The sequence below is a fragment of the Thermoflexibacter ruber genome (genome assembly GCF_900113045.1).
Taxonomy (GTDB): Bacteria; Bacteroidota; Bacteroidia; order Cytophagales; family Thermoflexibacteraceae; genus Thermoflexibacter; species Thermoflexibacter ruber.
Genome location: NZ_FONY01000006.1, coordinates 99583 through 124299 on the forward strand (window position 1 = coordinate 99583; position 24717 = coordinate 124299).

18 protein-coding genes are annotated in these 24717 nt (G+C 38.6%); 7 read left to right on the top strand and 11 right to left on the bottom strand.

What is annotated here, in order from left to right; translation table 11 throughout:
• Positions 1-36: 36 nt before the first annotated feature.
• The 3 genes from BM141_RS04915 to BM141_RS04925 form a co-directional block, all read right to left on the bottom strand.
• Positions 37-5490, bottom strand: a complete 5454-nt coding sequence (locus BM141_RS04915) for an alpha-2-macroglobulin family protein (protein ID WP_091541022.1) — start codon at positions 5488-5490, stop codon at positions 37-39.
• Between the two features lie 515 nt (positions 5491-6005).
• Complete coding sequence (locus BM141_RS04920) at positions 6006-7229, bottom strand: efflux RND transporter periplasmic adaptor subunit (RefSeq protein WP_245763984.1); 1224 nt, start codon at positions 7227-7229, stop codon at positions 6006-6008.
• 67 nt (positions 7230-7296) lie between these two features.
• Positions 7297-7701 (bottom strand): hypothetical protein, encoded by a 405-nt coding sequence (locus tag BM141_RS04925; RefSeq protein WP_091541025.1) that lies wholly within the window; start codon positions 7699-7701, stop codon positions 7297-7299.
• A 399-nt stretch (positions 7702-8100) separates the two neighbouring features.
• On the opposite strand from BM141_RS04925, the gene ubiE reads away from it, so the two are divergent.
• The 3 genes from ubiE (at position 8101) to BM141_RS04945 (ending at position 10770) form a co-directional block, all read left to right on the top strand.
• On the top strand, positions 8101-8826 hold the full coding sequence (ubiE, locus tag BM141_RS04935; protein ID WP_091541032.1) for a bifunctional demethylmenaquinone methyltransferase/2-methoxy-6-polyprenyl-1,4-benzoquinol methylase UbiE: 726 nt from the start codon (positions 8101-8103) through the stop codon (positions 8824-8826).
• Between the two features lie 162 nt (positions 8827-8988).
• Positions 8989-9699, top strand: coding sequence for a type IX secretion/gliding motility protein PorT/SprT (porT, locus tag BM141_RS04940; protein WP_091541035.1), 711 nt, complete (start codon positions 8989-8991; stop codon positions 9697-9699).
• Positions 9700-9894: 195 nt separating this feature from the next.
• A complete protein-coding gene (locus BM141_RS04945) occupies positions 9895-10770 on the top strand; it encodes an SDR family oxidoreductase (protein ID WP_245763985.1) in 876 nt (291 codons plus the stop codon).
• 78 nt (positions 10771-10848) lie between these two features.
• Here the strand turns inward: BM141_RS04945 and recQ are convergent, their stop codons facing one another.
• Both recQ and BM141_RS04955 read right to left on the bottom strand, forming a co-directional pair.
• Positions 10849-13062: a DNA helicase RecQ gene (gene recQ / locus BM141_RS04950; protein ID WP_091541243.1), complete on the bottom strand. Its 2214-nt coding sequence runs from the start codon at positions 13060-13062 to the stop codon at positions 10849-10851.
• 205 nt (positions 13063-13267) lie between these two features.
• A complete protein-coding gene (locus tag BM141_RS04955) occupies positions 13268-13501 on the bottom strand; it encodes a 4a-hydroxytetrahydrobiopterin dehydratase (protein ID WP_091541042.1) in 234 nt (77 codons plus the stop codon).
• Between the two features lie 202 nt (positions 13502-13703).
• On the opposite strand from BM141_RS04955, the gene BM141_RS04960 reads away from it, so the two are divergent.
• A complete protein-coding gene (locus tag BM141_RS04960) occupies positions 13704-15098 on the top strand; it encodes an arylsulfatase (protein WP_091541045.1) in 1395 nt (464 codons plus the stop codon).
• A gap of 85 nt (positions 15099-15183) precedes the next feature.
• Positions 15184-16107: a sugar phosphate isomerase/epimerase family protein gene (locus BM141_RS04965; RefSeq protein WP_091541048.1), complete on the top strand. Its 924-nt coding sequence runs from the start codon at positions 15184-15186 to the stop codon at positions 16105-16107.
• Positions 16108-16169: 62 nt separating this feature from the next.
• Here BM141_RS04965 and BM141_RS04970 read toward each other — a convergent pair whose 3' ends face one another.
• Positions 16170-16589 (bottom strand): nucleoside-diphosphate kinase, encoded by a 420-nt coding sequence (locus tag BM141_RS04970; protein ID WP_091541052.1) that lies wholly within the window; start codon positions 16587-16589, stop codon positions 16170-16172.
• A gap of 260 nt (positions 16590-16849) precedes the next feature.
• Here BM141_RS04970 and BM141_RS04975 point away from each other — a divergent pair, with 260 nt between their 5' ends.
• Together BM141_RS04975 and clpB are read left to right on the top strand one after the other, a co-directional pair.
• On the top strand, positions 16850-17605 hold the full coding sequence (locus BM141_RS04975; RefSeq protein WP_091541055.1) for a lysophospholipid acyltransferase family protein: 756 nt from the start codon (positions 16850-16852) through the stop codon (positions 17603-17605).
• A 123-nt stretch (positions 17606-17728) separates the two neighbouring features.
• Positions 17729-20338 (top strand): ATP-dependent chaperone ClpB, encoded by a 2610-nt coding sequence (clpB, locus tag BM141_RS04980; protein WP_091541057.1) that lies wholly within the window; start codon positions 17729-17731, stop codon positions 20336-20338.
• Between the two features lie 14 nt (positions 20339-20352).
• Here the strand turns inward: clpB and BM141_RS04985 are convergent, their stop codons facing one another.
• The 5 genes from BM141_RS04985 to BM141_RS05005 all read right to left on the bottom strand — a co-directional run bounded on the left by BM141_RS04985 (position 20353) and on the right by BM141_RS05005 (position 24666).
• Positions 20353-21546, bottom strand: coding sequence for an NAD(P)/FAD-dependent oxidoreductase (locus tag BM141_RS04985; protein WP_091541060.1), 1194 nt, complete (start codon positions 21544-21546; stop codon positions 20353-20355).
• Between the two features lie 5 nt (positions 21547-21551).
• Positions 21552-22370 (bottom strand): polyphosphate kinase 2, encoded by an 819-nt coding sequence (gene ppk2 / locus BM141_RS04990; protein WP_245763986.1) that lies wholly within the window; start codon positions 22368-22370, stop codon positions 21552-21554.
• A gap of 315 nt (positions 22371-22685) precedes the next feature.
• Positions 22686-23225 (bottom strand): acetolactate synthase small subunit, encoded by a 540-nt coding sequence (ilvN, locus tag BM141_RS04995; RefSeq protein WP_091541248.1) that lies wholly within the window; start codon positions 23223-23225, stop codon positions 22686-22688.
• 107 nt (positions 23226-23332) lie between these two features.
• Entirely contained in the window at positions 23333-24022 is a 690-nt protein-coding gene (locus BM141_RS05000) for a class I SAM-dependent methyltransferase (RefSeq protein ID WP_143090803.1), read from the bottom strand.
• Positions 24023-24051: 29 nt separating this feature from the next.
• A complete protein-coding gene (locus BM141_RS05005) occupies positions 24052-24666 on the bottom strand; it encodes a hypothetical protein (protein ID WP_091541067.1) in 615 nt (204 codons plus the stop codon).
• Between the last annotated feature and the right edge of the window lie 51 nt (positions 24667-24717).

A 24717-nucleotide genomic window follows, 5' to 3' on the forward strand; every position in this document is an offset into this window, starting at 1 on the left:
AACGTCTTAAACACTTGTATTCCAACCAAATAATTTTTATTCCACCACTACCGTCCCTGCGCCGTTATACGAATGATACTCCCCATTATACATCGCATCAGCACTGACGGGACCCATCTTGAATGTACCACGACTGACGGCTCGGCAGATATAGTAGAAATTCTTAATTTCCGTAGGCGAAGCAGAAGTAAAAATATTGATGCGGTCGTCGCGGAAGTCAAAATGCTCAGCTTCGGAGGCATTAGCAATCCAACTTACCCCTACGCCCCCCAAGCGTGGGTTATCTATCTCTAAGCCCGCAGGTAACATATCGGTAATCACTACGTTAGGTACGCTTCCCCCTGTACTTTGCAAGGTAATTTTTACTACTACTAAATCGTTCTGTTTGAAGGTATTGCCACTGATACGGTTGCCGTTGCGGTCATAAAATTCCTTACGCACTTTGAGGAAACTGTCCTCTTCCTTATACTCTCCTGTGGTGTTTAATCCTTCTAACTCCCAGAAATAGTAGAGATTACCACCTTGGGCATCTATTTTTACTTGCTTACCTTGCACTTGCTTAGAAAGAACAAGAGATTTATTGCTCACTTCTCCAATTCTCGAACCATCGGCATAGACCGTAGCAGTCGCATTGCTTTCACCTGCTTTCTTCGCCAACTTGCCCAGAGCCAAAAGCCCAAAGGCATTTTCTTGGGTGTTGAGGTAAACCGCTTGCTTCATCTGTTGGGCTAAGTGTCTTGCCATGATGCCAATTTGGGCATTTTGAGGGTCAGTTTCTATCAAAGCGTTCAGTGCAATCGCCTCATCACGAATGTAAGAGTGAAAACTTCCTCCTAAGGCAGTAAGAGATTTCTCTCCTGAAAAACTTTGTGGCAAAAGTTTGCGGTAGGAGGCTTGGTCGCCTACATGGTAATAGGCAGTTGCCAATAAGTATTTGGAATCCAAAGACATCAACTGCTGATTTGCCTTATAATAGTTCATAGTCGCTACATCCTGCCTGCCTGCCAATGCCAACACATACAAAGAATAGAAGGTTTCTTTAGGGGCAATGCGCGTCGCTTTTCTTATGTTCCCATTGTCAAAATATTCGTAGATATAGGTTTCTTTTCGTTTGACTTGGCTACCTAAGTAGCTGTAAATCTGATTTAAAAACTTGGTATCCACCTCAAAGCCCGCCTTTCTTGCCTCTATCAAGAAATGCGCCGCATACACCGTTCCCCACCAGCTTGCATAGCTTCCACCCTGCCAATAAGACAGTGAGCCATCGTACAACTGCATGGTTTGCAACTTCCTAATTGCCTCTTGCACATTGAAATAGGCATTTTGCTTGGCGTAATTACTGCCCGCTTGGGTAGAGTACAAATCGTCTATCAAATCGGCAAAATAGATTTGTGGGAAGGCAGTAGAAACTGTCTGTTCCACACAGCCATAAGGATACATCACTAAGTAATTCAAGGACTTAGCAAATTCTACTACAGGAGAGCGACTGATAATCAGCTTGCCTTTGACCGAGTTTTGAATGTAATCTGCTTTCATGTCTATATTGGCAGATTTTCCTGCTTCCACCAAACCTGAGCCACTTCTTTTCAGCAATGAAGTACTTGGACGAACAGTCATGTCTATCTTTTCAGTGAATTTCTCCCCTAAGCCATTGACTTCCACGTTTACTAAGGCTGTCCCTATCTCATTTTTTGCTTTTGCCCTAAAAAATACTTGGCGTTCATCTCCCGCAGGAACACTCACGCTTTGAGCATTTTCGTCCACTAACTCCATTGCTCCGCTTGTCCCAATTTGTACTTTTGCTTCTGCATTTTTTTCTGTGGTATTGGTCAAAGTTACAGGAACTAAAATCTCGTCATTGGGGCTTAAAAACAGAGGCAAAGAAGTACTAACTACCAAAGGGTCAACTACTTTCATATTAGCTACGCCTGTGCCGAAGGCATTGTCTTTGGCGGCAACCGCAATAATCCTTAAATCTCCCGAGAATTGGGGAACGTCTATGGTAAACTTGGCTGAGCCACTTCCGTTGGTTTTTAGCGTACCACTCCAAAAAGAAATAGGCTTAATGCGCTTATTTGCCATAGGGTTTAATCGCTTGCCCAAGTCGTAACCGTCAGCCCCATAGTTGCGTTGCGTTGCCTTCAATTCAGGGAAAAGTCTTGGGTAAATGTTGTAAGAATTGACCTCTAAGGCTCTTTTTTGATAGAAAAATTCAAATGGTGCGGGGTTGTCGGAGTTTTTCAAAAGCAAAATGCCCTCATCCACTGCCGCAATCGTAACTTCTATGTCCGATTGCCTCTTATCTGTTTGAACTACAATCTCTTGCTTTGTTTTTGCTCTGATTTTCTCAGGTACTTTAATCGTCAAGTTGAGTTTGCTTCCTGCGTCTTCTACTTTCAAAGTTTTGTAACCGTAAGCTACCGTTAGCGGTACAGAAGAGTCGTCAGTAGGTTTTATCAAGGTAGCTGAAATATAAGCATTGGGCAAGTATTCTTTCTTGATAGGCAAGTTAAATGATGCTGCTTTTTTGTCCGTTTGCACTATGAAATAATCATACACTTTGTCCCTTTCTATTGTCAATAAAATTTTTCCTGCAAAAGGCGTTTTCATCAAAATTTTGGCTTCTTCGCCCACTGCAAATTTTTCTTGGTTCAAAGTAATGTCAATCTCACCTTCTTTATTTACTTCAAAAGAAGTTCCCGAAGTCATGCCCCAGCCGTAAGCATAAAAAGTGCGGCTCACATAGCTATCTGTGGCATTGGGCGAGGAGATGCGGATTTCGTATTCGCCAGACCTTGTGGGGACAAAAGGAACATAAGTACTTGTTCCTGTAATGGTTAAATCTAATTCTTTCTCTACAAATTCTTTTCTTTGCGACACATAGCGATAGCCCGAATAGGTATTTTCCAGGGCATTTTGCCACTCGTAGCGCATAATTCTCACCTTTGCCTTCGCATTGGTTGCTAACTGTCCCAAGTGATTGACCGCTATAACAGGAATACTCAGAGGTTGGCGTGTGTCCACGTAATAATCAAAGCCTTTGATGCCATAGAACACGTCTTGGGTGAGTATAGTAAAAGTGCGAGAACGGTTTACTTTTCTTCCCGATTCATCAAAAACGGTAATATAAACTTTGCCCTCTAACATTCCTACATTTTTGTAATTGCTTGGCATAGTGAAAGTTTCAGAAAAGCGACCTTCTTCATTGGTTATGCCTTCTCTGAAAATATTTTCAAAAGTGATGTCCCCTCTGCCACTCAAAGCAAAAGTGTAATCTGAATATTGCGCAGGGCTAAAATACTTGCGGGAAAGTTGCATCTCCATTTCGTAGTTACGGTTCTTGGCAGGAGGTCCAAAAAGATTCAAGGCTTGCCCACTTACCTCTAAGTTTTCCCCAATTTTGACCACTTCCTTGCTCACTTTTGCTTCTACTTTGATGCGGTCAGGGACAAATTCCTCTACATAGATGTATTTGGAATTGAGCAAGATGTCATTAGAAGTATAAACCTCTACGGTATATGCCCCCGTTACCGTACTTGCAGGAATTTTTACCGAAGTTTCAAAAGAGCCTTGCTTGCTCAATGTGCCTTTTTTCGTGATAAATTCCTTTCCATTGGGCAGTAAGACCTTCATTTTTATAGGCAAATCCGTTACTGCTTGCCACTGTTTATTTCTGATGATGGTTTTCAGATTCATGGTTTCATCAGGACGGTATAGTTCTCGCTCTCCATAGATAAATGCCTGATAACCAGATTCATTTTCACGAATCCCTCCTACATCATATCGAGAAGTACTTACTCCTGTCTGACTGAAATAGAGGTAGTTAAAATCACTTTCCTTGCTTGCGGTAATCATGCCTACTTTGAAACCACTTGCCTTGGACTTGATACTTGGGAATTTGGCAACCCCGTCGCTCCCTGTGGTGGCGGTATAGACTTCTTGGTTATTGGTGCTGACTAAAGTAACACTTACACTATTAAGCGGTTGAGCATCTAAGATAGAATTAGCAAAAACCAAAATCTCGTCAGGTGTTTCTTTTACTATCAAACCAATGTCAGACAGCGAAAGCAGTTGAGTCGCACTGCGATAGCTCTCGTTGTCATCTGAAACTTTCATGACGTAAATCCCTTTAAAAGGCTTAGAATCAATGAAACTCATATTGAGCAGGGACAAACCATCGGCTTTGGGTAAGTTTTTGGTTTCATAAGTTTGCTCAAAAACCAAATCTCCATAATTATCAAAACTGCCATAATACCCATAATCATATTCATAATCAAAGTAGTAGCTCTGTTCTCTCAAATATGCCAAAATGTTATTTGCATAAATTTTATAAATTTGTACTCTAATTTTGGGAATACTCGTAATTCGCATTCCCACATTTTTGTTTCCTTTGGAAGTCAAATAGATAGCTTTTTTAGAAGCAAAAGCGATGCTGGGTTGCAAGTCGCCAAAAACCACCATTTGCTCTACATTGCTGTTCAGACTTCCACCAAAAATGCCTTTCAAAGATTTATCAACGATTAGTCTATAATTTTTCCCAAACTCAAAATTCCCTTTGAGCATAAAGCCAAAATCCGCTAATTCTATCTCATAAGAAATTGCAGGAGAAAGACTTAAAAACCTCTTAATATCGCTGATATTGGGTTGTACGGCTTGGTTAGTATAAACTTTGATGTAAGGCTTGTCCTCATCAGTTTCGCCTGTGATTTGCAAAATTTTAAAATTGTCTTTGGAAGGAATCTCTGTTTCGAACTCCAAGTCAGAGGCGGGTTTTTCGCCTTGTGGTGTTTTCAAGCCTGGCTTAATGGTAATTTTAAGTTTCTGCTCATCAAACTTTTGAGAGGACTGCTGAGGAACAGCCAATTGGACAGATTCACTTATTTCGGAAGTATTGGTTTTGTAGCCTGCCTCAGCCCCACCTATGGAAACTTTGGCAAGTTGGTTCACCTCCGCAGGGTTTACAGGATAGTTGAAATTCAAGTTCATACGCAACTCAGGTATGTTTTGCTTGTTCATTACCCAAAAAATATCTGTTCCTAACAAGTTCAGGTAAGGCGTATGAAAGGAAAAAGCAATGTCGTCGCCTAATTTCAACTTTTCAGTAGAAGCCTCTACCACCTTGTCCGTAATTTCTGCCTTGTAGTCCGTGCTTGGCTTAAAACCTGTTTCAGGGGAAAAAACCAACTCGTTTGCAGCAGTCCACTTGAACTTTCCTTTGACTTCTGGGGTAAACTTAATGTAATCTTCTTTCTTCCAAATATCTATTAATGAATCTTTTACGATATTAGCGTTAAAGGTAAAAACTAAGTTTTGCTGCACGGCAATCTCCTCCGTAAAATTGCGGTTGGTAACATTGAGTGCGCTCCTGCCAAACTTCCCACAAGCAAAAGCAAGGAAAAGAAGGGCAGTAAAAAATAAAGCAATTTCGGCTTTTGAGAGAAATTTTTTTTCATGTAAAAACATATGAAAAATGGAATTACGTTTAGACATATAGATTTATGATTTATTTTTTGTTGTTCATTGTCCATTCCTACACCTGAAAGGTTTCCCAAACCTGTCAGGTGCAAACTAAAATGTAAGAATTTGAGGGAAATTTACACATTTTTTGATAGAGAGATGCGGAATGGCAGAAATTTATTTTAGATTTCTTTTTTTTGAATAAAATGGACAAATACTATGAGCTTAACTTTTGATGAAATTCCTTACAAGGAAGAAATAAGTATAGACATACCAAGCAGAAATCATAGAAAATGTATTGAGAGATTTATGTATTTGTATTTTTGTGTCATAAGAAATGAACAAGGAAAAGGAGTTAGCTTGCTTGCTTAAATTTCCTTTATTAAGTTTCAATAAATATTTGTTCTCATGTAGCTCTGGCTTTCTAAAGCAGACTATCCGATCTGGAAAATCGGAACTACAGTCAAAGAACGATTTTTTTAAATACCAAAAAAGTAAGGGTTCTATTTATGTAAGTTTGAAATAAAACCCTTCTCTGATACTACCTCCTACTTATTGGCTGTTTTCATCTCAGGTACTTTAATCTTAGCATTTTTGTCTATGCCTGATAAGATTTCTATATTGATACCATCAGAAATTCCTGTTTTTACCAAACGTTTTTCAAAGATTTGAGACTGTGAAGTTTCTACTTCTACGAACACGCTGTCTTTTTTACCAAACTGCAAGAAACTTTCTTTGATGGCTAATACACTATCTTTGTGGTCAAGAACGATGTCGGCATTGGCACTGTACCCTGCTCGGATAAAATCCTCTTGGCTGAGCAATACTTTTGCCTTGATTTGGAATTTGATTGCCCCTTCTTCTGTAACGCCTTTGGGCGAGATAAACTCCAATTTAGCTTTGAAAACTTTGTCAGGAATCGCTCCTACGGTCAAGTTCAAGTCCATACCTTCTTTGATTTTTCCTACTTCCGACTCATCTACTTTCCCCTCGAAAAGCAAGCTATTCATGTCTGCTACAATCGCAATCGTAGTGCCTTCATTAAAGTTATTGCGTTCTATTACCGAGCTACCTACTTTTACAGGTACGTCTAGCACCATTCCGTCCACCGTAGAGTAAATTTCGTTGGCGATGCGTCCAGAGTTTTGCAACACATTTTGGCGGGTAATATCCAAGCCTCTTTCTGCTCTTTCCCATTCTTCTTTTCTCATGTTGTACTCTGTCAAGGCACGCTGATATTCTTGTTGGGAAATAGCTTTTTGGGCTAATAGTTTTTCTTGACGCTCTTTCTCGATGCGTGCATTTTCAAAACTTACCTTAGCGGTTTCTACAGCTCGCTCTCCTTCGTTGATAGTTCTTAGGTCATTGTTTTTACCTGATAAGTTCTGAACTACTCTTACTTTGGCGATGAGCTGCCCTGCTTTTACGCTTTCCCCAGCTTCTACATACAAGGCTTCGATGATGCCCGAAACTTGGGGTTTTATTTGTACCTCGCGCTTTGGAAGGATAGAACCTGTGGCTACCGTTTTCTTGGTAATGCTGGTAATAAACGGAGTTTCTGTCTTATAAATGGTTTTTGGAGTGCTTGATTTATTGACAAAATAATAAATTAGCCAAATCGTCCCTGCGGTAAAACCAATTAAAAAGAGGGCTAAAAATGCTTTTTTCAGTACCCCACCAATAGAGAGGCTTTTTTTAGGCGTTCTTTCTTGCATAGGCACTTCTTTTACGCCGTTTTGCTTTTTTTCCAAAATGATTTCTGTGGTTTCCATGTAAAATCAGTTTAAGTCTTTTTGTTGTTATGTAAATGAATCGAATGTAAGTTTTTAGTTCTATCAGTTATCTTCTGTGTTGTTTTCCCACATTGTTGTCCAGCATGGTATCTACCTTTTGTAGCATTTTACTCATCACAGATTTAAAGTTCTCCTCCAAAGGAACTTCTTGTGGCTTCTTAAAATGTGTACCATTCCATTGACCTTGATTTATATGAGTTTGCTTATTTTGCTGCTGCACTCTGAGGTAGTTTTCCATGAGCGTAGGGTCTGCGTTGGTAACGATGACCTCTAAGTTTTCTAATCTCTGCCTAAGTTCTTCATTTTCAGCTTTTATTTGCAATAAGTCCTTATTGCTTAGGCTGTATTTACCTCTCCCTGTCAAAATCTGCAAACTTTTGATAAACGTCCAACTCAAAATGCCTATGATAGGAGTCCCAAAAATAAATGTAATTGCAATGATGTCTTCCATGTTACTTAATGCTTAAAAGTATTTTAACTGAGTTAATTGCCGTATAAATGATAACTATAATTTAGTATGAGCAGAATTTTACCTTTTCATTAAATTTTTTTAACACAATTAGCCAATTAACATACCAACTAATTTAAAATTATGAAAATCAAATAGTTAAAATATTTATTTTTTATTCTAATGTTCAAAAACGAACAATAGGTTGTACGAGTAGGAACGTTTTGAATCAAAGATGCAAGACAGTAGAAAAAGGTTGCTTGCAAAATAGAAGTTTAGGCTACATTTTAAAAATCAAACATTTTGACAAACATTTTGTAGTTTTGTATGCTTATAATTTTAAAGCCTCACACCTAACAGGTTTCAAAAATCTGTTAGGTGCGAGCATAATCAAAAAATCCAATGACCGTAGTACCGTATAAAGACCAAAGCAAAAGCAAAAAAGAGCAAGTAGCTCAAATGTTTGATAATATCTCTCCCAAGTACGACCTCTTGAATCGAGTGTTGAGCATGGGTATAGATGTTTCTTGGCGAAAAAAAGCGATTACAATGCTTGAAAAAGAGCAACCTAAACTCATCTTAGACGTAGCGACAGGCACAGCGGACTTTGCGTTGGAAGCCCTATCTTTGAATCCCGAGAAAATCATAGGGGTAGATATTTCCGAAGGAATGTTAAACCTTGGTAAAGAAAAAATTGCTAAGATGAACCTAAGCCATAAGATAGAGCTACAAATGGGTGATTCTGAGCGACTTTTATTTGCTGATGAAACCTTTGATGCAGTGATTGTGTCTTTTGGGGTTCGCAACTTTGAAAATTTGGAAAAAGGTTTGCAAGATATATACAGGGTGTTGAAAAAAGGAGGAACATTGATTGTTTTAGAATTTTCTCAGCCACAAGGCTTTATCTTTAGCCGTTTGTACCATTTTTACTCCAAATATATTTTACCGACCATAGGCAAGATAGTTTCCAAAGACGATGCCGCCTATACCTACCTGCCTGAGTCGGTCAAGGCTTTCCCTTTTGGCAAGGATTTTTTAGCTATTATGGAAAAAGTAGGCTTTACAAAAACAGAGGCAAAAGAATTGACCTTTGGCATAAGTTCGATATACAAAGGAAAGAAGGGGTAGGCTCATACGTACCTGTACTTGATATTAAAACCATAAAAATCCAAACTTTTAACTAAAAATTACATTAAAATTTGCACTATGGCATAAAATTTTACACTTTTATTAACTTTCAAAAGTTCTGAGCAAATTTTTTAAATTTTCAAGTAAAATCATTCAATATTAATGACTTATTTCAGATTCTTTTTAATCGCATTTGCCATAGTAAGTTTGTCCAATGCTACTTTTGCCCAACGCCAAAAAACTAAAAACTTACCTTTTTATGACGATAAAAAGTTGCACTATGGGTTCTTGATAGGGCTTCATTATTCGCGCTTGCACATTCAGCGATATTCTGAACTTTTTGCTACTCGCGATGACTTGGATACGCTCAAAGCGGCCAACCCTATGATTTCTCCCGGATTTTCTTTAGGTATTATTACTAACTTTCGCTTAGGCAATGAGTTATGGAATTTACGCTTTTTGCCCAATGTTTCTTTTTATGAACGAAGTACCAAATATACTTTTGAGAAAGGGAGTGTTCTGACTGACCTTACAGAGTCGACTTTTATAGAACTTCCTGTCTTAGTAAAATACAAATCTATTCGCCGAAACAACACACGCTTATACATGATAGGTGGCTTTTCTTACAATATCAAAGTGGCAGGGAAAAAGGAACTCATAGATACTCACCTCATTACCAAAGACAGCAACTTAGAAATTCAATACGGTTTTGGCTGGGATAGGTACTTAGATATGTTCAAGTTTGCTTTGGAAGTGCGTTTTTCGCATGGAATCCCCAATGTTTTGAGCATAGAAGATAGCAAGAAAAATCTTGCAGACCCTATTGGTAGGCTTACTACACACAAAGTTGCTTTGTTTTTGAATTTTGAGTAAAAGAAAAGATTATCTTTACAAATACTTATCTGCTTTTTTGTAATAAAACATGGATTTTGGGGAGATTCATCAGTGGAAATTTGTCTAATCCGTAAAATCTGTGTTCCAAAATCATTATCTAAAAAGATAATAGACTAATTGAGTGATTATAACCAAGAATAAGCAATATATTTTTCACTATCAACTCAAAACAATATGTATCAAGAACCAATGTTAAAAGACAACGCCTTGAAAGACAAAGTAATATTAGTTACAGGAGGCGGAACAGGCTTGGGGAGGTCTATGAGCAGGTACTTCCTCCAACTTGGAGCAAAAGTAGTCATTGCCAGCCGTAAATTAGATGTATTAGAGCAGACAGCAAAAGAATTGGCAGAGGAAACAGGCGGAGAAGTGCTGCCTCTGGAATGTGATGTCAGGGATTACCTAAAAGTAGAAAAAACTTTACAAGCCATTTTAGAAAAATGGGGAAAAATAGATGTATTGGTAAATAATGCAGCAGGAAATTTTATTAGCCCTACTGAAAGACTATCTGCCAAAGCTTTTGACACTATTATAGGCATTGTTTTACAGGGGACTTATAATTTTACCTTAGCTATAGGGAAGCATTGGATAGAGCAAAAACAAAAAGGCACTATTCTTAACATAGTTACTACTTATGCTTGGACAGGCTCGGCGTATGTAGTGCCTTCTGCTTGTGCCAAAGCGGGAGTACTTGCGCTTACTCGCTCTTTGGCCGTAGAGTGGGCAAAATATGGGATTCGCTCTAATGCCATTGCTCCTGGTCCTTTCCCTACAAAGGGGGCATGGGATAGGCTTTTTCCTGAAAATCTTAGAGAAATGATGAAAATAGAAAAGAAAATACCCGTGGGGCGTGTAGGGGAGCATCAGGAGTTAGCTAACTTAGCGGCTTATTTGGTTTCAGATTTTAGTGCTTACGTAAATGGAGAAGTCATTACGATTGACGGTGGTGAGTGGTTAAAAGGAGCAGGAGAGTTTAATTACTTAGATATGCTTACCCCTGAAATGTGGGAAATGGCAGAGAAGATGGTCAGGAGTGCGAGAGGTAGTTAGTGGGTAGTATTTTTTTCAAGTTAGAATGTCCAAATCAAGACACATTTACAAAGCATAAAGCCTTGTAAATGTGTTTTTTTATAAAGCTACTTCTGATAGGAATTTAATCCTCATGAGCCTCAATTCTTCTTCAGAGTATTCATCTTCGCCTAATTCTCCTAAGGCTACAGAAATGTTATCGGTTTCTGCCCCCATGAAGTAGTCGTAGATTTCTTGCTGCCTATCCTTGTCCATGATTTGATTGATATAGTAGTCTAAGTTAAGCTTTGTTCCAGAGTAACAAATATGTTCAATCTCTTCTATGACTTCCTGCATACTTACTCCTTTGGCTTCACAGATTTCTTCTAAATCTACCTTTCGGTCTATCTGTTGGATAATGAATATCTTAATTTTAGACTTATTGACCATAGATTTCACTACCACATCAGAAGCTGTTTCTATCTCGTTTTCTTCTACGTATTTGGAAATCAGTTCTACAAACTGTTTTCCAAATTTGCGGGCTTTGCCTTGACCCACTCCGTTGATTTGGGCTAACTCCTCCATGGTAGTTGGGTAAGTGGTCGCCATTTCTTCTAAGGAGGGGTCTTGGAAAATCACATAAGGAGGCAAGGACATTTGCTTAGCTACTTTTCTACGAAGTCCTTTGAGTAAGTCATAGAGAACCTCGTCATAAGAGCGAGTTTGAGGAAGATTGTTTTGCTCTACATCATCATCTTCACTTTCTGTATCGGAGTAATCGTGGTCTTTGGCAAAAGTAATAGGGGAAGGTCTTTGTAAGAACTTTTCTCCTTTTTCACCTATTTTTAGTACACCGATATTATCAATATCTTTGACCAAAAATTCGTAAAGGAGTGCCTGCCTTACCACCGATAACCATACTTTAGCATCTTCGTCTTTCCCCTTGCCGAATACAGGAAGCTGGGTATGTCCATAGCTTATGGCATATTCATTTGCCACTCCTCTAATGACATCAACTAAATGCTCAGCATTAAATCTTTGCCCTGTTTTGATAGCAGTTTCTAATACTAAAATCAGTTTTTCTTTTGCTTCAAACAGTTTTTCTTTGGGGACATGACAGTTGTCGCAGCCTCCGCTTTCGTTGCACAAGTGGTCATCATATCTTTCTCCAAAATAGTGCAGCAACTGTCTGCGTCGGCATACAGAAGATTCTGCATACGAAGACATCTCTGCAAGCAGGTGTTTGGCATTATCTCTTTCGGTAACAGATTTATCTTTGTTGAATTTTTCTAACTTCAAGATGTCATTAGGGCTATAAAACATAAGGCAATGCCCCTCTAATCCGTCCCTACCTGCTCTTCCTGTTTCTTGATAATAGCCTTCTAAGGATTTAGGTGTATCATAGTGAATTACAAAACGCACATCGGGCTTGTCTATACCCATACCAAAAGCAATAGTAGCGACAATCACGTCCACATCTTCGTTCAGAAATGCGTCTTGGTTGTGCATTCTTACCTCTGCATCTAATCCCGCATGATAAGGTAAAGCCTTAATGTCATTGACTTTGAGAAACTCGGCAATTTCCTCTACTTTTTTTCTGCTCAAGCAATAGACAATGCCTGACTTGCCTTTGTGCTGTTTGATGAACTTGATGAGTTGCTTTCGAGTATTGATTTTAGGCTTTACCTCATAGTGCAAGTTAGGACGGTTGAAAGAGGAGATAAAAATATCTGCATCTTCCATTTGCAAGTTTTTCTGAATATCTAATTGCACTTTGGGCGTAGCTGTAGCGGTCAGGGCAATAATAGGAAATCTACCAATTTGGTCTATGATACTTTTGATTTTTCGGTATTCAGGTCTGAAATCGTGTCCCCACTCTGAAATACAGTGTGCCTCGTCTATGGCTACAAAAGAAACCTTAGCATTTTTCAAAAAGTTGATATTCTCTTCTTTGGTCAAAGACTCAGGGGCTACATAAAGCAGTTTTACCTCTCCACTAAGGGTTTCTTTTTTTACTTTGGTAATTTCTGCTTTAGAAAGGGTCGAGTTTAAAAACTGTGCATTTACACCTAAGGCATTGAGTTGGTCGACTTGATTTTTCATCAAGGCAATCAAAGGAGAAATCACTATTGCCGTACCTTCCAATACTACCGCAGGAAGTTGGTAACACAAAGACTTACCTGCCCCTGTGGGCATAATGACAAATGTATTCTTTTTTGCAAATACGTTCTTAATAATTGCCTCTTGATTTCCTCGAAATTGGGTATAGCCAAAAACAGATTTGAGGCTCTCTTTTAACGTCGACGTAACGTCTTTCTCTAAGGTCTGTGTCATCTTCTGTCGTCGTTTTAAGTAAAAAAACATCCTCTTGATTTGCTGTATTTCTTTATTTATACTCAGCAAAAATATTTTGCTTTCAAAATATAATCTAATGAAAGGGAAAACAAAAAATCCCTCTTTCATAAAAATCAGCTAAGTGTGAGTATAAATTACAGAAAAGTAAAAAATGTAAATGTTTTGAGATTTGATTTGTAAAATATTAAACTAATAATTTATCTATTTCTTTTGCCAATGTACGGTCTTTGTCTGTAACGATATTACCTGCATCATGAGTACTAAGTCTGATTTGAACTCTGTTGTATATGTTTGTCCACTCTGGATGGTGGTTCATTTTCTCAGCGATAAAAGCCACTTTGGTCATAAAGCCAAATGCCTCTATGAAGTCTTTGAAAGTAAAAGTTTTGATTAATTGGTTGTTTTCTTCTTGCCACATATTTTGCTAAGTTTAGGGTAAATATAGTAAAATCTCTGTAAATAATTATCAAAAAAAAAAGTATAAAAAATTGTATAAAAAAATAAACCCTTTAAAACTTTGAAATTTTAAAAGATTTGATTATATGTGCTTTGAAAACCCTTCTTAGTTAAAATTTGCTTTTTTTCAGTGTTATGTAATCTCAAACAAAACCAATACTATTATGAAGAAATACCTATATTTTTTACTTCTTTTTCTTACACAAGTTATCTGGGCGCAAAAAAATACTCCTAAACCAAACATCATCTATATTCTCATGGACGACTTGGGTATTGAGGAAATAGCACCTTATGGAAACACTATTTTTAAGACTCCTCACTTGACCAAAATGGCTCAGGAAGGCATGAAATTTTCCAAGCATTACGCAGGAACTTCAGTATGCGCCCCTTCGCGATGTGCTTTGATGACGGGTAAGCATACAGGCAACTGCGAAGTAAGAGGAAACAAACAAGCCATCCCTCACGGACAAATGCCTATATCAGACCAGACTCTAACCGTAGCCGAACTACTCAAGCAAGCAGGTTATCAAACTTTTTTATCTGGAAAATGGGGATTAGGCATTGAGGGAACCTCAGGCGAACCTACCAAGCAAGGTTTTGATGCTTATTATGGATTTTTAGACCAAATCCTTGCTCATAATAACTTTCCTGAATATTTGCTGAGAAATGGGCAAAAAGAATATCTGAAAAATAAAGTTATCTGGGAACCTACTCAAACTACATGGAGTAGAGGTTTAGGAAGTTATACCCCAGAGGAGAACAAAGCAGAATATGCAAACGATTTATTTACCCAAGAAGGCTTGAAGTTTATAGAAGAATATGCAAGCAAAAAACCTTTTTTCCTTTATCTTGCTTATACTTTGCCTCATAACAATGGCGAAGCACCCAAAGAAATCCGCTTCCAATCGCCTACTTTGAAACCTTATGAAAATGAGGACTGGACAGAATTGGAAAAAAACTATGCCGCTACGATTAGCCGAATGGACGATTATATAGGTCAGATTATGCAAAAATTAGAGAAAAAAGGTATTGCAGAAAATACCATCATCTTTTTCTCAAGCGACAACGGCTCTACGGAAGATATACCAGAAAGGTTTGTGCAAAAAAACAGGTACAGAGGTTTTAAGCGAAGCCCCTACGAAGGTGGGATTCTGGCTCCTTTGTTAGTTTGCTGGGAAGGCAAAATCAAGAAAGGTGGCATTTCTGATTTTCCTACGGCTCAGTGGGATTTTCTGCCGACTGCTTGTGAATTGGCTGGGGTAGCACCACCCAAAGACATAGACGGCATTTCCATTGTACCAACTTTAACGGGGAAAAAACAGATAAAACGCAAAACTAATATGTATTGGGAATTTCACGAACAAGGAGGTTGGCAGGCACTGCAAGAAGGCGACTACAAACTCATTTATTTTGTAAAAAAACAAGTCTATGAACTTTATAACTTAAAAAAAGATACAGGTGAAAAAAATAACTTGGTAAACCAAGAACCTGAAATCTTTGAAAAAATGAAAAAGAAACTTCACAACGCTCGTTCAGAGTCAAGTACATTTAATTTTTAGGATACTTGTTTCTCTCTATAAAATTTATTTACTTGGCAATGTATCTATAAAAGTTTTAATCACTCATAACCTAATTATAAACAACATGTTATCACTCGGATTTGTAAGTGCTATTTTGGCAGAAAGTAGCTTTGAAGAAGTAGTAGAATTTGCCGCTAAAAATAAGTTTTCGTGTGTGGAAATAATGTGCTGGCCTTCAGACAATACGGACAAAAGGCGTTATGCAGGCGTTACACACATCAACGTAGAAGATTTGACAGAAAAAGAGATAAAGCAAATCCATAAAACGCTTAAAAAAAATGAAGTATTTATCTCTGGCTTAGGCTATTATCCTAATCCTCTTGACCCTGACAAAGAAAAGTCAGAGTTTTACATTGAACATATCAAGAAAGTAATCCGTGCTGCTGCTAAGTTGGAGATTCCTGTAATGAATACTTTTATTGGTAGAAATCCTTTTAAAAATGTAGCTGAAAATCTGCAACTATTTGAATATCATTGGAAGCCTATAATCAAAGTAGCAGAGGAATGTAATGTAAAAATTGGGATAGAGAACTGCCCTATGTTATTCACCAATGATGAGTGGCCCGGCGGGAAGAATCTGGCAACTACTCCCGCCATTTGGGACAGGATGTTTGAAATCATACCTTCTCCTATCTTAGGACTAAACTATGACCCTTCGCACCTAATTTGGCAAATGATGGACGAAGTGCAACCTCTTTACGATTACAAAGACCGATTGCACCATATTCACCTCAAAGATGCCAAAGTATTCAAAGACAAACTCAACCGAGTAGGCATCATGGCTTATCCCTTGGAATATCATTCGCCTAAGCTACCGGGACTGGGAGATGTGCGATGGAGGGAATTTTTCTCTGCCTTGACCACTGTTCGTTATAGAGGGGCAGTGTGTATAGAAGTAGAGGACAAAGCCTATGAAGGCTCTAAGGAAGACGTACAAACTGCTATTTTAACAAGTCGCAACTATTTGAGTCAGTTTTTAGTGCTGTAGTAAAAGAAAATTAAAAAGCCCGTCATCGTAAAAGGAAGGGCTTTTTAATTCTATTTATATGCTTAGAACTGCTCAGTTCCTGCAAAGAAAAATGCACCCTCTATGGCTGCATTCTCATCTGAGTCAGAGCCATGTACGGCATTTTTTTCAATAGATTGAGCAAAAATTTTGCGGATAGTACCAGCCTCTGCGTTAGCAGGATTCGTTGCTCCTATCAACTTGCGGAAGTCTGCTACTGCATTTTCTTTTTCTAAAATCATCGCAAAAATATTTCCTGAAGACATGTACTTACAAAGGTCTTGATAAAAAGGTCTTTCTTTGTGGACTGCATAAAACTGACCTGCACGCTCTTCTGTAAGGCGAGTAAGTTTTGCCGCCACAATTCTAAATCCAGCCTCCTCAATCATTTTGATAATTGCTCCGCTATTACCAGCCTCATAAGCATCAGGCTTTATCATGGTAAAAGTCCTATTTGTTGCCATAAATTTGTGTTAAGCTATTAGATAAATAAATAAAAAAATAAGTCTAACTAATTAGTCATCAAATACTAAGCATTTTGTTTTACTTATCAATGCACGCATTTGCGAAGCAAAATTATAAAAGAAATCTAAATGCACTATGGATTTTAATAAAAATACTCACTACCTTTGACAACCTTAACAGCTTTGAACTAAGCTATTGCTTTTATATTAAAAGTATTAATTGTTGATTATTAACTGTTTACTAACTTTCTTATTGCTCTATGTGGCGTAAAATTCTTGGTTGGCTCATTACACCCTTTTATGCAATAGTTTTCTTTTTTATTCTTTGTTTCTTCCATCCAATCTTGTGGATTACACATAAGTTATTTGGCTATCAAGCCCTTAAAAATAGCGTAGATGTATTAATGCACTCCTTGCTTAATAGCCTTTATCTCATGGGGGTTCAGTACACCTTTGTTATGCCAGATAATCCTTTTCCCTTAGACCGTCCCATGATTATTGTGAGCAATCACCAAAGCATGTTCGACATTCCTATTATAGGTTGCCTGCTCAAAAAACATCACCCAAAATTTGTTGCAAAACAAGAATTGGCAAGAGGAATCCCAAGTATTTCTTATAACATTAGAAATGGAGGCTCTGTTACCATAGACCGCAAAGATGCTCGTCAAGCCCTTACTGCCATCAAAGAGTTTGCAGAATACCTCAACAAAAATAATTATGCAGGTTGTATTTTCCCCGAAGGTACCCGCTCTCGAAATGGCGAGCTTAAAACTTTCAAATCGCAGGGATTACTGATGCTCTTGCGTTCTATGCCTACAGCTACGGTTGTGCCTGTAGCAATAGACGGTGCATGGAAGCTCATGCGCTACAATGCCGCTCCTATCCCTTTTGGCGTACACGTCAAAGCCAATATTCTTCCTGCAATAAACCGCGAAGGTAAGACCAACGAACAAATCATAGAAGAAATAGAATCAGCAATTAGAGAGACTTTGGGGCAGGAACTTGTAGAGAAATAAGTCATTTTGTCTTAGTTTTGCTCTGTTTTTTTGAAAATCCTGAAATTTTGACAGCTTTTTTTATTGAAATTACTGTGGCAATACTTTTGTTAAAATGAAGTAAAAACTTTTACTTTAACAACTATGAACTTTGATAATTTCACAATTAAAGCACAAGAAGCAATACAGCAAGCGGCAAGCATGGCAAGTTCACGAGGACAACAAATCGTGGAAACAGGACATATCTTGAAAGCTGTTTTAGAAACTGATGAAAATATTACCAATTTTCTTATTAAGAAATTGGGTGTCAATAAGAATCTGTTAGACAGCAAATTAGAACAGTTTATTAACAACTACCCTAAGTCGAGCAGTACCTCCCCTTATTTGTCTAATGATGCTCATGCAGCCTTGCAAAAGGCACAGAACTATTTAAAACCTTTCAAAGATGAGTTTATCACCATAGAGCATATACTTTTAGGATTGTTAGCAGGCAAAGACAAGGTAGCAGACTTGATGAAGGAAGTAGGCTTCACAGAAAAATACTTGATAGAAGCGATAAAATCTTTGCGAGGGAATACTTCGGTCAAAGACCAAGATGCAGAAACCAAGTACAGAAGTTTAGAGCGTTATTCCAAAAATCTCAATGAATTGGCACGACAGGGTAAAATAGACCCCGTGATAGGCAGAGATGAGGAAATTCGTCGCGTTTTGCAAATTCTTTCTCGCAGAACTAAAAATAATCCTATTTTACTTGGTGAGCCGGGGGTAGGTAAAACGGCTATTGTAGAGGGCTTGGCACAGCGTATCGTCAATGGAGATGTTCCTGAAAATTTGAAAGGAGTAACTTTGGTATCTTTGGACATGGGCTTACTGGTGGCAGGAGCAAAATACAAAGGCGAATTTGAGGAACGCTTGAAATCCGTCATCAAGGAAGTGATAGATTCTGATGGGCAAATTGTACTTTTTATAGATGAGATTCATACTTTGATAGGTGCTGGTGGAGGCGAAGGGGCTATGGATGCGGCAAACTTGCTGAAGCCAGCCTTAGCAAGAGGTGAGCTGCACGCAATCGGGGCGACAACTTTGAAGGAATACCAAAAATACATAGAAAAGGATAAAGCCTTAGAGCGTCGTTTCCAAGCAGTTATGGTGGACGAGCCAAGTGTGGAAGATTCTATTTCTATCCTAAGAGGTATCAAAGACAAATACGAGGTACATCATGGCGTACAAATCAAAGACGATGCAATTATTGCTTCTGTCCAACTTTCTGACCGCTATATTTCTGATAGGTTTTTGCCAGATAAGGCAATAGACCTTATGGACGAGGCGGCTGCCCGATTGCGAATAGAAATAGACTCTATGCCAGAAGAACTGGACGAGGTAAATCGCAAAATCATGCAGTTAGAAATTGAGAGAGAGGCGATTAGGCGAGAAAATGATGTAGAAAAAGAAAGAGTTTTATCTGCCCAAATTGCAGAATTGGAGGAGCAGAGAACTTCTATGCAAGGCAAATGGAAACAGGAAAAAGAGATTATCAGTAACTTGCAACAAGAAAAAGAAAATGTAGAACGCTACAAGCAAGAGGCAGAGCAGGCAAGGCGAGAAGCAGACTTAGGCAGGGTAGCGGAATTGGAATATGGAAAAATTCCAGAAACTTTGCAGAAAATCAAAGATTTACAACATCAATTTGATACCCTTTCTAAAGAAAAGAGTATGCTCAAAGAGGTTGTTACTGCCGAAGATATCGCTGAGGTAGTCGCTAAGTGGACGGGAATCCCCGTGAGCAAAATGTTGCAAAGCGAAAGAGAAAAACTACTGAACTTAGAGGCAGAATTAGGTAAAAGAGTCGCAGGACAGGAAGAAGCTATTACTGCGGTAGCTGATGCAGTTCGCCGAAGCAGGGCAGGTTTGCAAGACCCTAAACGCCCTATTGGTTCATTCATTTTCTTAGGAACGACAGGTGTAGGAAAAACCGAATTGGCAAAGGCTTTGGCAGAGTTCCTGTTTGATGATGAGAATGCTATGGTGCGAATAGATATGTCTGAGTATCAGGAAAGACACGCCGTGAGCCGTTTGATAGGGGCACCTCCGGGCTACGTAGGCTACGATGAAGGCGGGCAACTTACCGAAGCAGTGCGAAGAAGACCTTATTCTGTGATTTTGTTAGATGAAATAGAAAAAGCACACCCCGACGCTTTCAACGTACTCTTACAAGTGCTTGACGAAGGGCGGCTTACAGACAATAAAGGCAGAGTAGCCAATTTTAAAAATACTATTATCATCATGACCTCAAATATGGGTTCTGACCTTATTAGAGAACGCTTTGAGTTGATTTCTCCGTTCAATGAGGAAAGCATAGTGGAGCAAACCAAAAAAGAGGTGATGAATCTGTTGAAAGCCAATATTCGCCCTGAGTTTTTGAACCGCATAGATGAGATAATTATGTTTAAGCCTTTGTCTAAGAAGGATATGCGTAAGATTGTAGATATTCAAGTGAAGCAAATTCAAAAACGCATGGATGCGGCAGGCATTGTGTTAGAAGTAGCCCCAGAAGTGTTATCTTATTTGGCAGATTTAGGTTTTGACCCTCAGTTTGGGGCAAGACCACTCAAACGCATCTTGCAAAAACAGTTGTTAAATGAACTTTCCAAAGAAATCCTAAGCGGAAAAATTAACAAAGATACGCCCGTGGGAGTAGTGTTGGAGAATGGACAGATTCAGTTTATTAATGTAGAAAATGTGGAATTGCCTTAGGTGGGCTAACGCCCCTACCTCATCTGAAACAAAGGGTGTAGGGGCTTTTGCCCACTAATTATCTGAGCAGCTAATTCGCCTAAAGCAGGCGCGTGCTTGAAGCCATGTCCCGTACCACCGCCTAAGAACCAACAGTTACCTGCCTCTGGGTGCGTATCTAAAATAAAGTTTCCATCGGGAGAATTTTCATATGGACAAACCCTGTTTTCTACCAAAGGAGCATTTTTGAGGGCAGGGAATCTATGAGAAATAAACTGAGAGGCTTTGATAAAAACTTCTTGATTCAAGAAACGATTGCTACATGTAGGGTCAAAAATTTCTCCTCTTTTGTCCACCCCAATCTTGAAACCACGAGCAGCATTGGCAGGAATACCATAATAAAAATTTTCGCCATCTAAATCTACCCAAACAGGCATACCGTCAAACAAGGCAGCATGGGAAGCAGGTACGCCAAAATAATACGCTTCTTGCTTGGTGCAAGTAATGACCTCCCCTAATACCTCAGGGAAAATTTGCCCTAACCACGAGCCACAAGCAAAGATAAAAACATGTGATTGCCAAATACTTCCATCAGATAGTCTTATGTTTTCTAATCTTTCATTCTTGATAGTAGCAGGACTAACTTGGGCTTGGAGATACGTTCCACCCTCTTTGACGAAGGCTTCTTGGACTGCTTGACAGCTTTCACGAGCTTTGAGATAGCCACCATAGGGGTCAAAAACCAAATGATGTAGGTCATCTACGTAAATGTGCGGAAATCGCTGTTTTGCTTCTTGCAAAGGAATGTATTGGTATGCTAAGCCATGTTTTTGCATAAAAGGTAAGCTATCTTCTATGATAGGCGGATGGGCTTCGTAGCAAAACCACAAAATCCCTGAGTTGAAAAATAAGGATTTGTTCCACAATTTTTGATGAGTTTTCCACAACTCTAAAGCCCTGACATTGAGGTCAAAATAAGCTTCATTAGCGCCGTAGGTGGAGCGAGTAACTCTGGTTTCATCTCCCGAACTTGAACGAGAGTTTCCTGCTCCCCACGCATCTATAAGGGTAACTTTAAAGCCATTTCTAAGTAAGAATAATGCCGTCCAGCCTCCAAAAGCCCCCGCACCTATGACGGTAATAGAGGCACTTTTTTCTAATAGAGGGGCTTGTCTTGGTATTTTAGTTTCTACTGTGCTTCGTGGGGCAAAAGTTGCTTGTTCTTTCATATTGATTAGTACGGGTCTGTAATCACAGGTTGATACAAACTAATGATAGTAGGGTCTGGGGCTATCAAATCAGCGATTTCCTCCTTTTCCCTGTAATTAATCGTTCTCAATACGTATTTGATAGATTCCAAGCGTGCTTTTTCCTTGCTGTTCCCTTTGATAATGACCCAAGGGCTGTATGTACGGTGAGTAGCATCAAACATTTTATCTTTGTAAATAGTAAACTCTGACCATTTTTTTTGGGCTTCCATATCTATTGTGCTAATCTTCCACTGTTTAAGTGGATTGGTTTGGCGTGCTATTAGTCGGCGTTTTTGTTCTTCTATGTCTATGGAGAACCAAAACTTGATGAGTAGAATACCGTCATCGACTAACATTTTCTCAACCATAGGTACTTGCTGTAAAAATAATTGGTACTGTTCCTCTGTGCAAAAACCCATGACAGGCTCTACTACGCCTCTATTGTACCAACTTCTGTCAAAAAAAACCATTTCTCCCGGATTAGGAAGTTCTTTGATGTATCTTTGGAAAAACCATTGCCCTTTTTCTACTTCGGTAGGTTTAGGCATAGCTACTACGCGCATAGCTCTGGGGTTAAGGTATTGGGTAAAGCGAAAAATAGCCCCTCCCTTGCCTGCGGTATCTCTTCCCTCAAAAATCAACAATACTCTTTTATGGTTCTCTTGCACCCATCGTTGGAGGCTTACAAGTTCTATCTGCAATTTTTCTAAGGTAGCTTCATAAGCCAATGGATAGTTCTCCATGTCTATGTAGCCATTGTTTCTCAAAGGGGAAATAGTGGGGTTCAATGTTGAAATCTCCATAATCGGTAATAAAAAGTTTCTACTATGCCACAACAAACGTAAAAATACACTTTCTTGTTACTTTTTATTCAAGATGAATTAAGTTAGACACTTACTTTTCGTGGTTTTGACTTTTTCTGTCAATCACCACTGAAAAGGTTGTTCTAAAATATTTTTAAAAAGTCAGAAAGTACATACAATGCTCAAAATTAATTCTTTGAAACATCATTTGTATCAATGGCAAGTTAATAAATTGCTAAGATATTTACATAGAGGTTTCATATTTTTTATCTCTAAGCAAATGAATCCGCCAAATCTTACTCCTACACAACTATACTATTCAAAGAGCGACACACTTTCCAACTCCTCCAAGTGGGTTTGCAAGCGTTTCATCGGCTTGGCAATCGCTACCCTGCCTGAGCGCACAAAACTCAAAATCCCAAAAGGTTCTAATTTCTTGAAAAGGGCTTGAGTTTCATGTTCTCTGCCTGTTTTTTCTATCACGATAAACTCAGGCTCAATCGCTAAAACCCTTGCATTGCTCTCCCTAATGATGTCTTCCACAGATTCGCTATTGGCAAATACTTTGGTAGGCATCTTGTAAAGTGCTAACTCTTGATAGACAATCTGCTCGTCTTCGTAGAAAAAGCATTTCAGTACTTCTACTTGCTTTTCTATTTGCTTGACTACTTGGGCGATTTTGTCATAACTCCCATTGACCACAATGGTAAAGCGACTAACGCCCTGAGTTTCCGTTTCTGAAACGGTAAGGCTTTCTATGTTAATTTTTCTGCGAGTAAAAACCGTAGTTACTCGGTGCAGTAAGCCAATGGTATTTTCTGTAAAAACAGAAATGGTAAATTTTTTATTTTCCATTTTTTTATTTTTTCCACGAAGACAATAAACCATGAAGAAATTTAATAGAATACATATCAAAATCTCGTCATGGGGTATTACGTGTCTTCTCTTAGTAAGTGATAAAACTAAATATTTGTAATTTTCCAAAGAATTAAAGACTTATCTTTATAATTTCCATCGCCTTCCGTACAGTTTTCATTAATGACTTTCAAAGGTTTAGGAAAATGAAAAGGGGCAATCTCCAAGTTTAAAGTACGCCAATCTCCTGTAACGATGTCCTGATTTTCAGTTCTATCGGGAAAACTTGTCGTTAAAAGATATTTAATATTGCTTTTCTTCAGATTCTCGAGAAATCGGTGAATGTCTGCAAAAGACAAATGCACCAAACAATCCCTGCAAAGCATTAGCTCTGCCTCGGGGAGTGCATCATTGGTAATATCCAAGACAAGAAATTGGTAATGCGTTTGCTTTGTGGCATTGGCTAAGGGGGCATGTTGCTCATTATGTTTGGTGATGACCTCTGGCACTATGTCTGCCCCGATGTATTTTTTTACGGGCAAATCAACTTTGCTAATCCAGCCAAAGTCGCCACAAGGGGCATCAAGGAGGGTTTCTATGCCCAATTCTGCCAATAGCTTAGGTACTTCTACGGAAATAGTAGCTGTTTGCTCGCTATTAGAGCCTTGCCCAGACACTGACTCGCCGTCCCCCCAATGGTTTTCTTGGTGGATTTTCTTAAAAACTTCCTCAATATTTAGGGCTACTCCACTCTCTTTTAGTTTTTGAAAATGTTTTTCGTCAAAAGGTAAATTCATGTTGTTTATGGTTAAGAGTTTAATGTACCTCAATCCTTTTTCATATAAAAATCAGCTATTTGTTTTAAAATACTCAACAAAATAGGAAGTTCGTTAGTCCCACTATAATAACGTTGCAAGTCAATGTAAGCATCTTGATGGTCTAATTTTAGAAAAAGCCAATCATATCCGTTTGTTACACAGCCATAGATAATAGGGGTAGGCTTATCGTTGCGAAGATTAAAAATTTGTGCGGCATACATTTCTGCAAATGCTTGTGGTATGCCTTCCTCTATTGCTCTGTTTTTTGCCTCAACTACACAAAAAACTATAGAACGAATCTCTATACTTTGCTCTGTGCTGAATAGATAATCACAAACCCCAACTAATTTGTCTTCTTCTGAGATATTAAAAGAATAGCCAGAATAAAAATGAAACTGACGGTCGCTTTTTCGCCAAACCTCACGCAGAATGGGAGCAATCATGTTTTCTGATTTTGCTTTTTCACTAAGTATAGGAAGCAGTGCAGCTTCTTCCAAATCTCGAACTAAACTTTCACTTGGTGGTAAAGGCGTAATTGCTTGCAAAGAAAAGAGGTGTGCTTTTTTTTCTTTTAGACCAAATTTCTTAGAAAGTTCAGTCATAGTAAAATCGCTATATGCCATAATAATTACCTTTTTAAAGCATAAATTTACAAAATATTTGCACAAAATCCT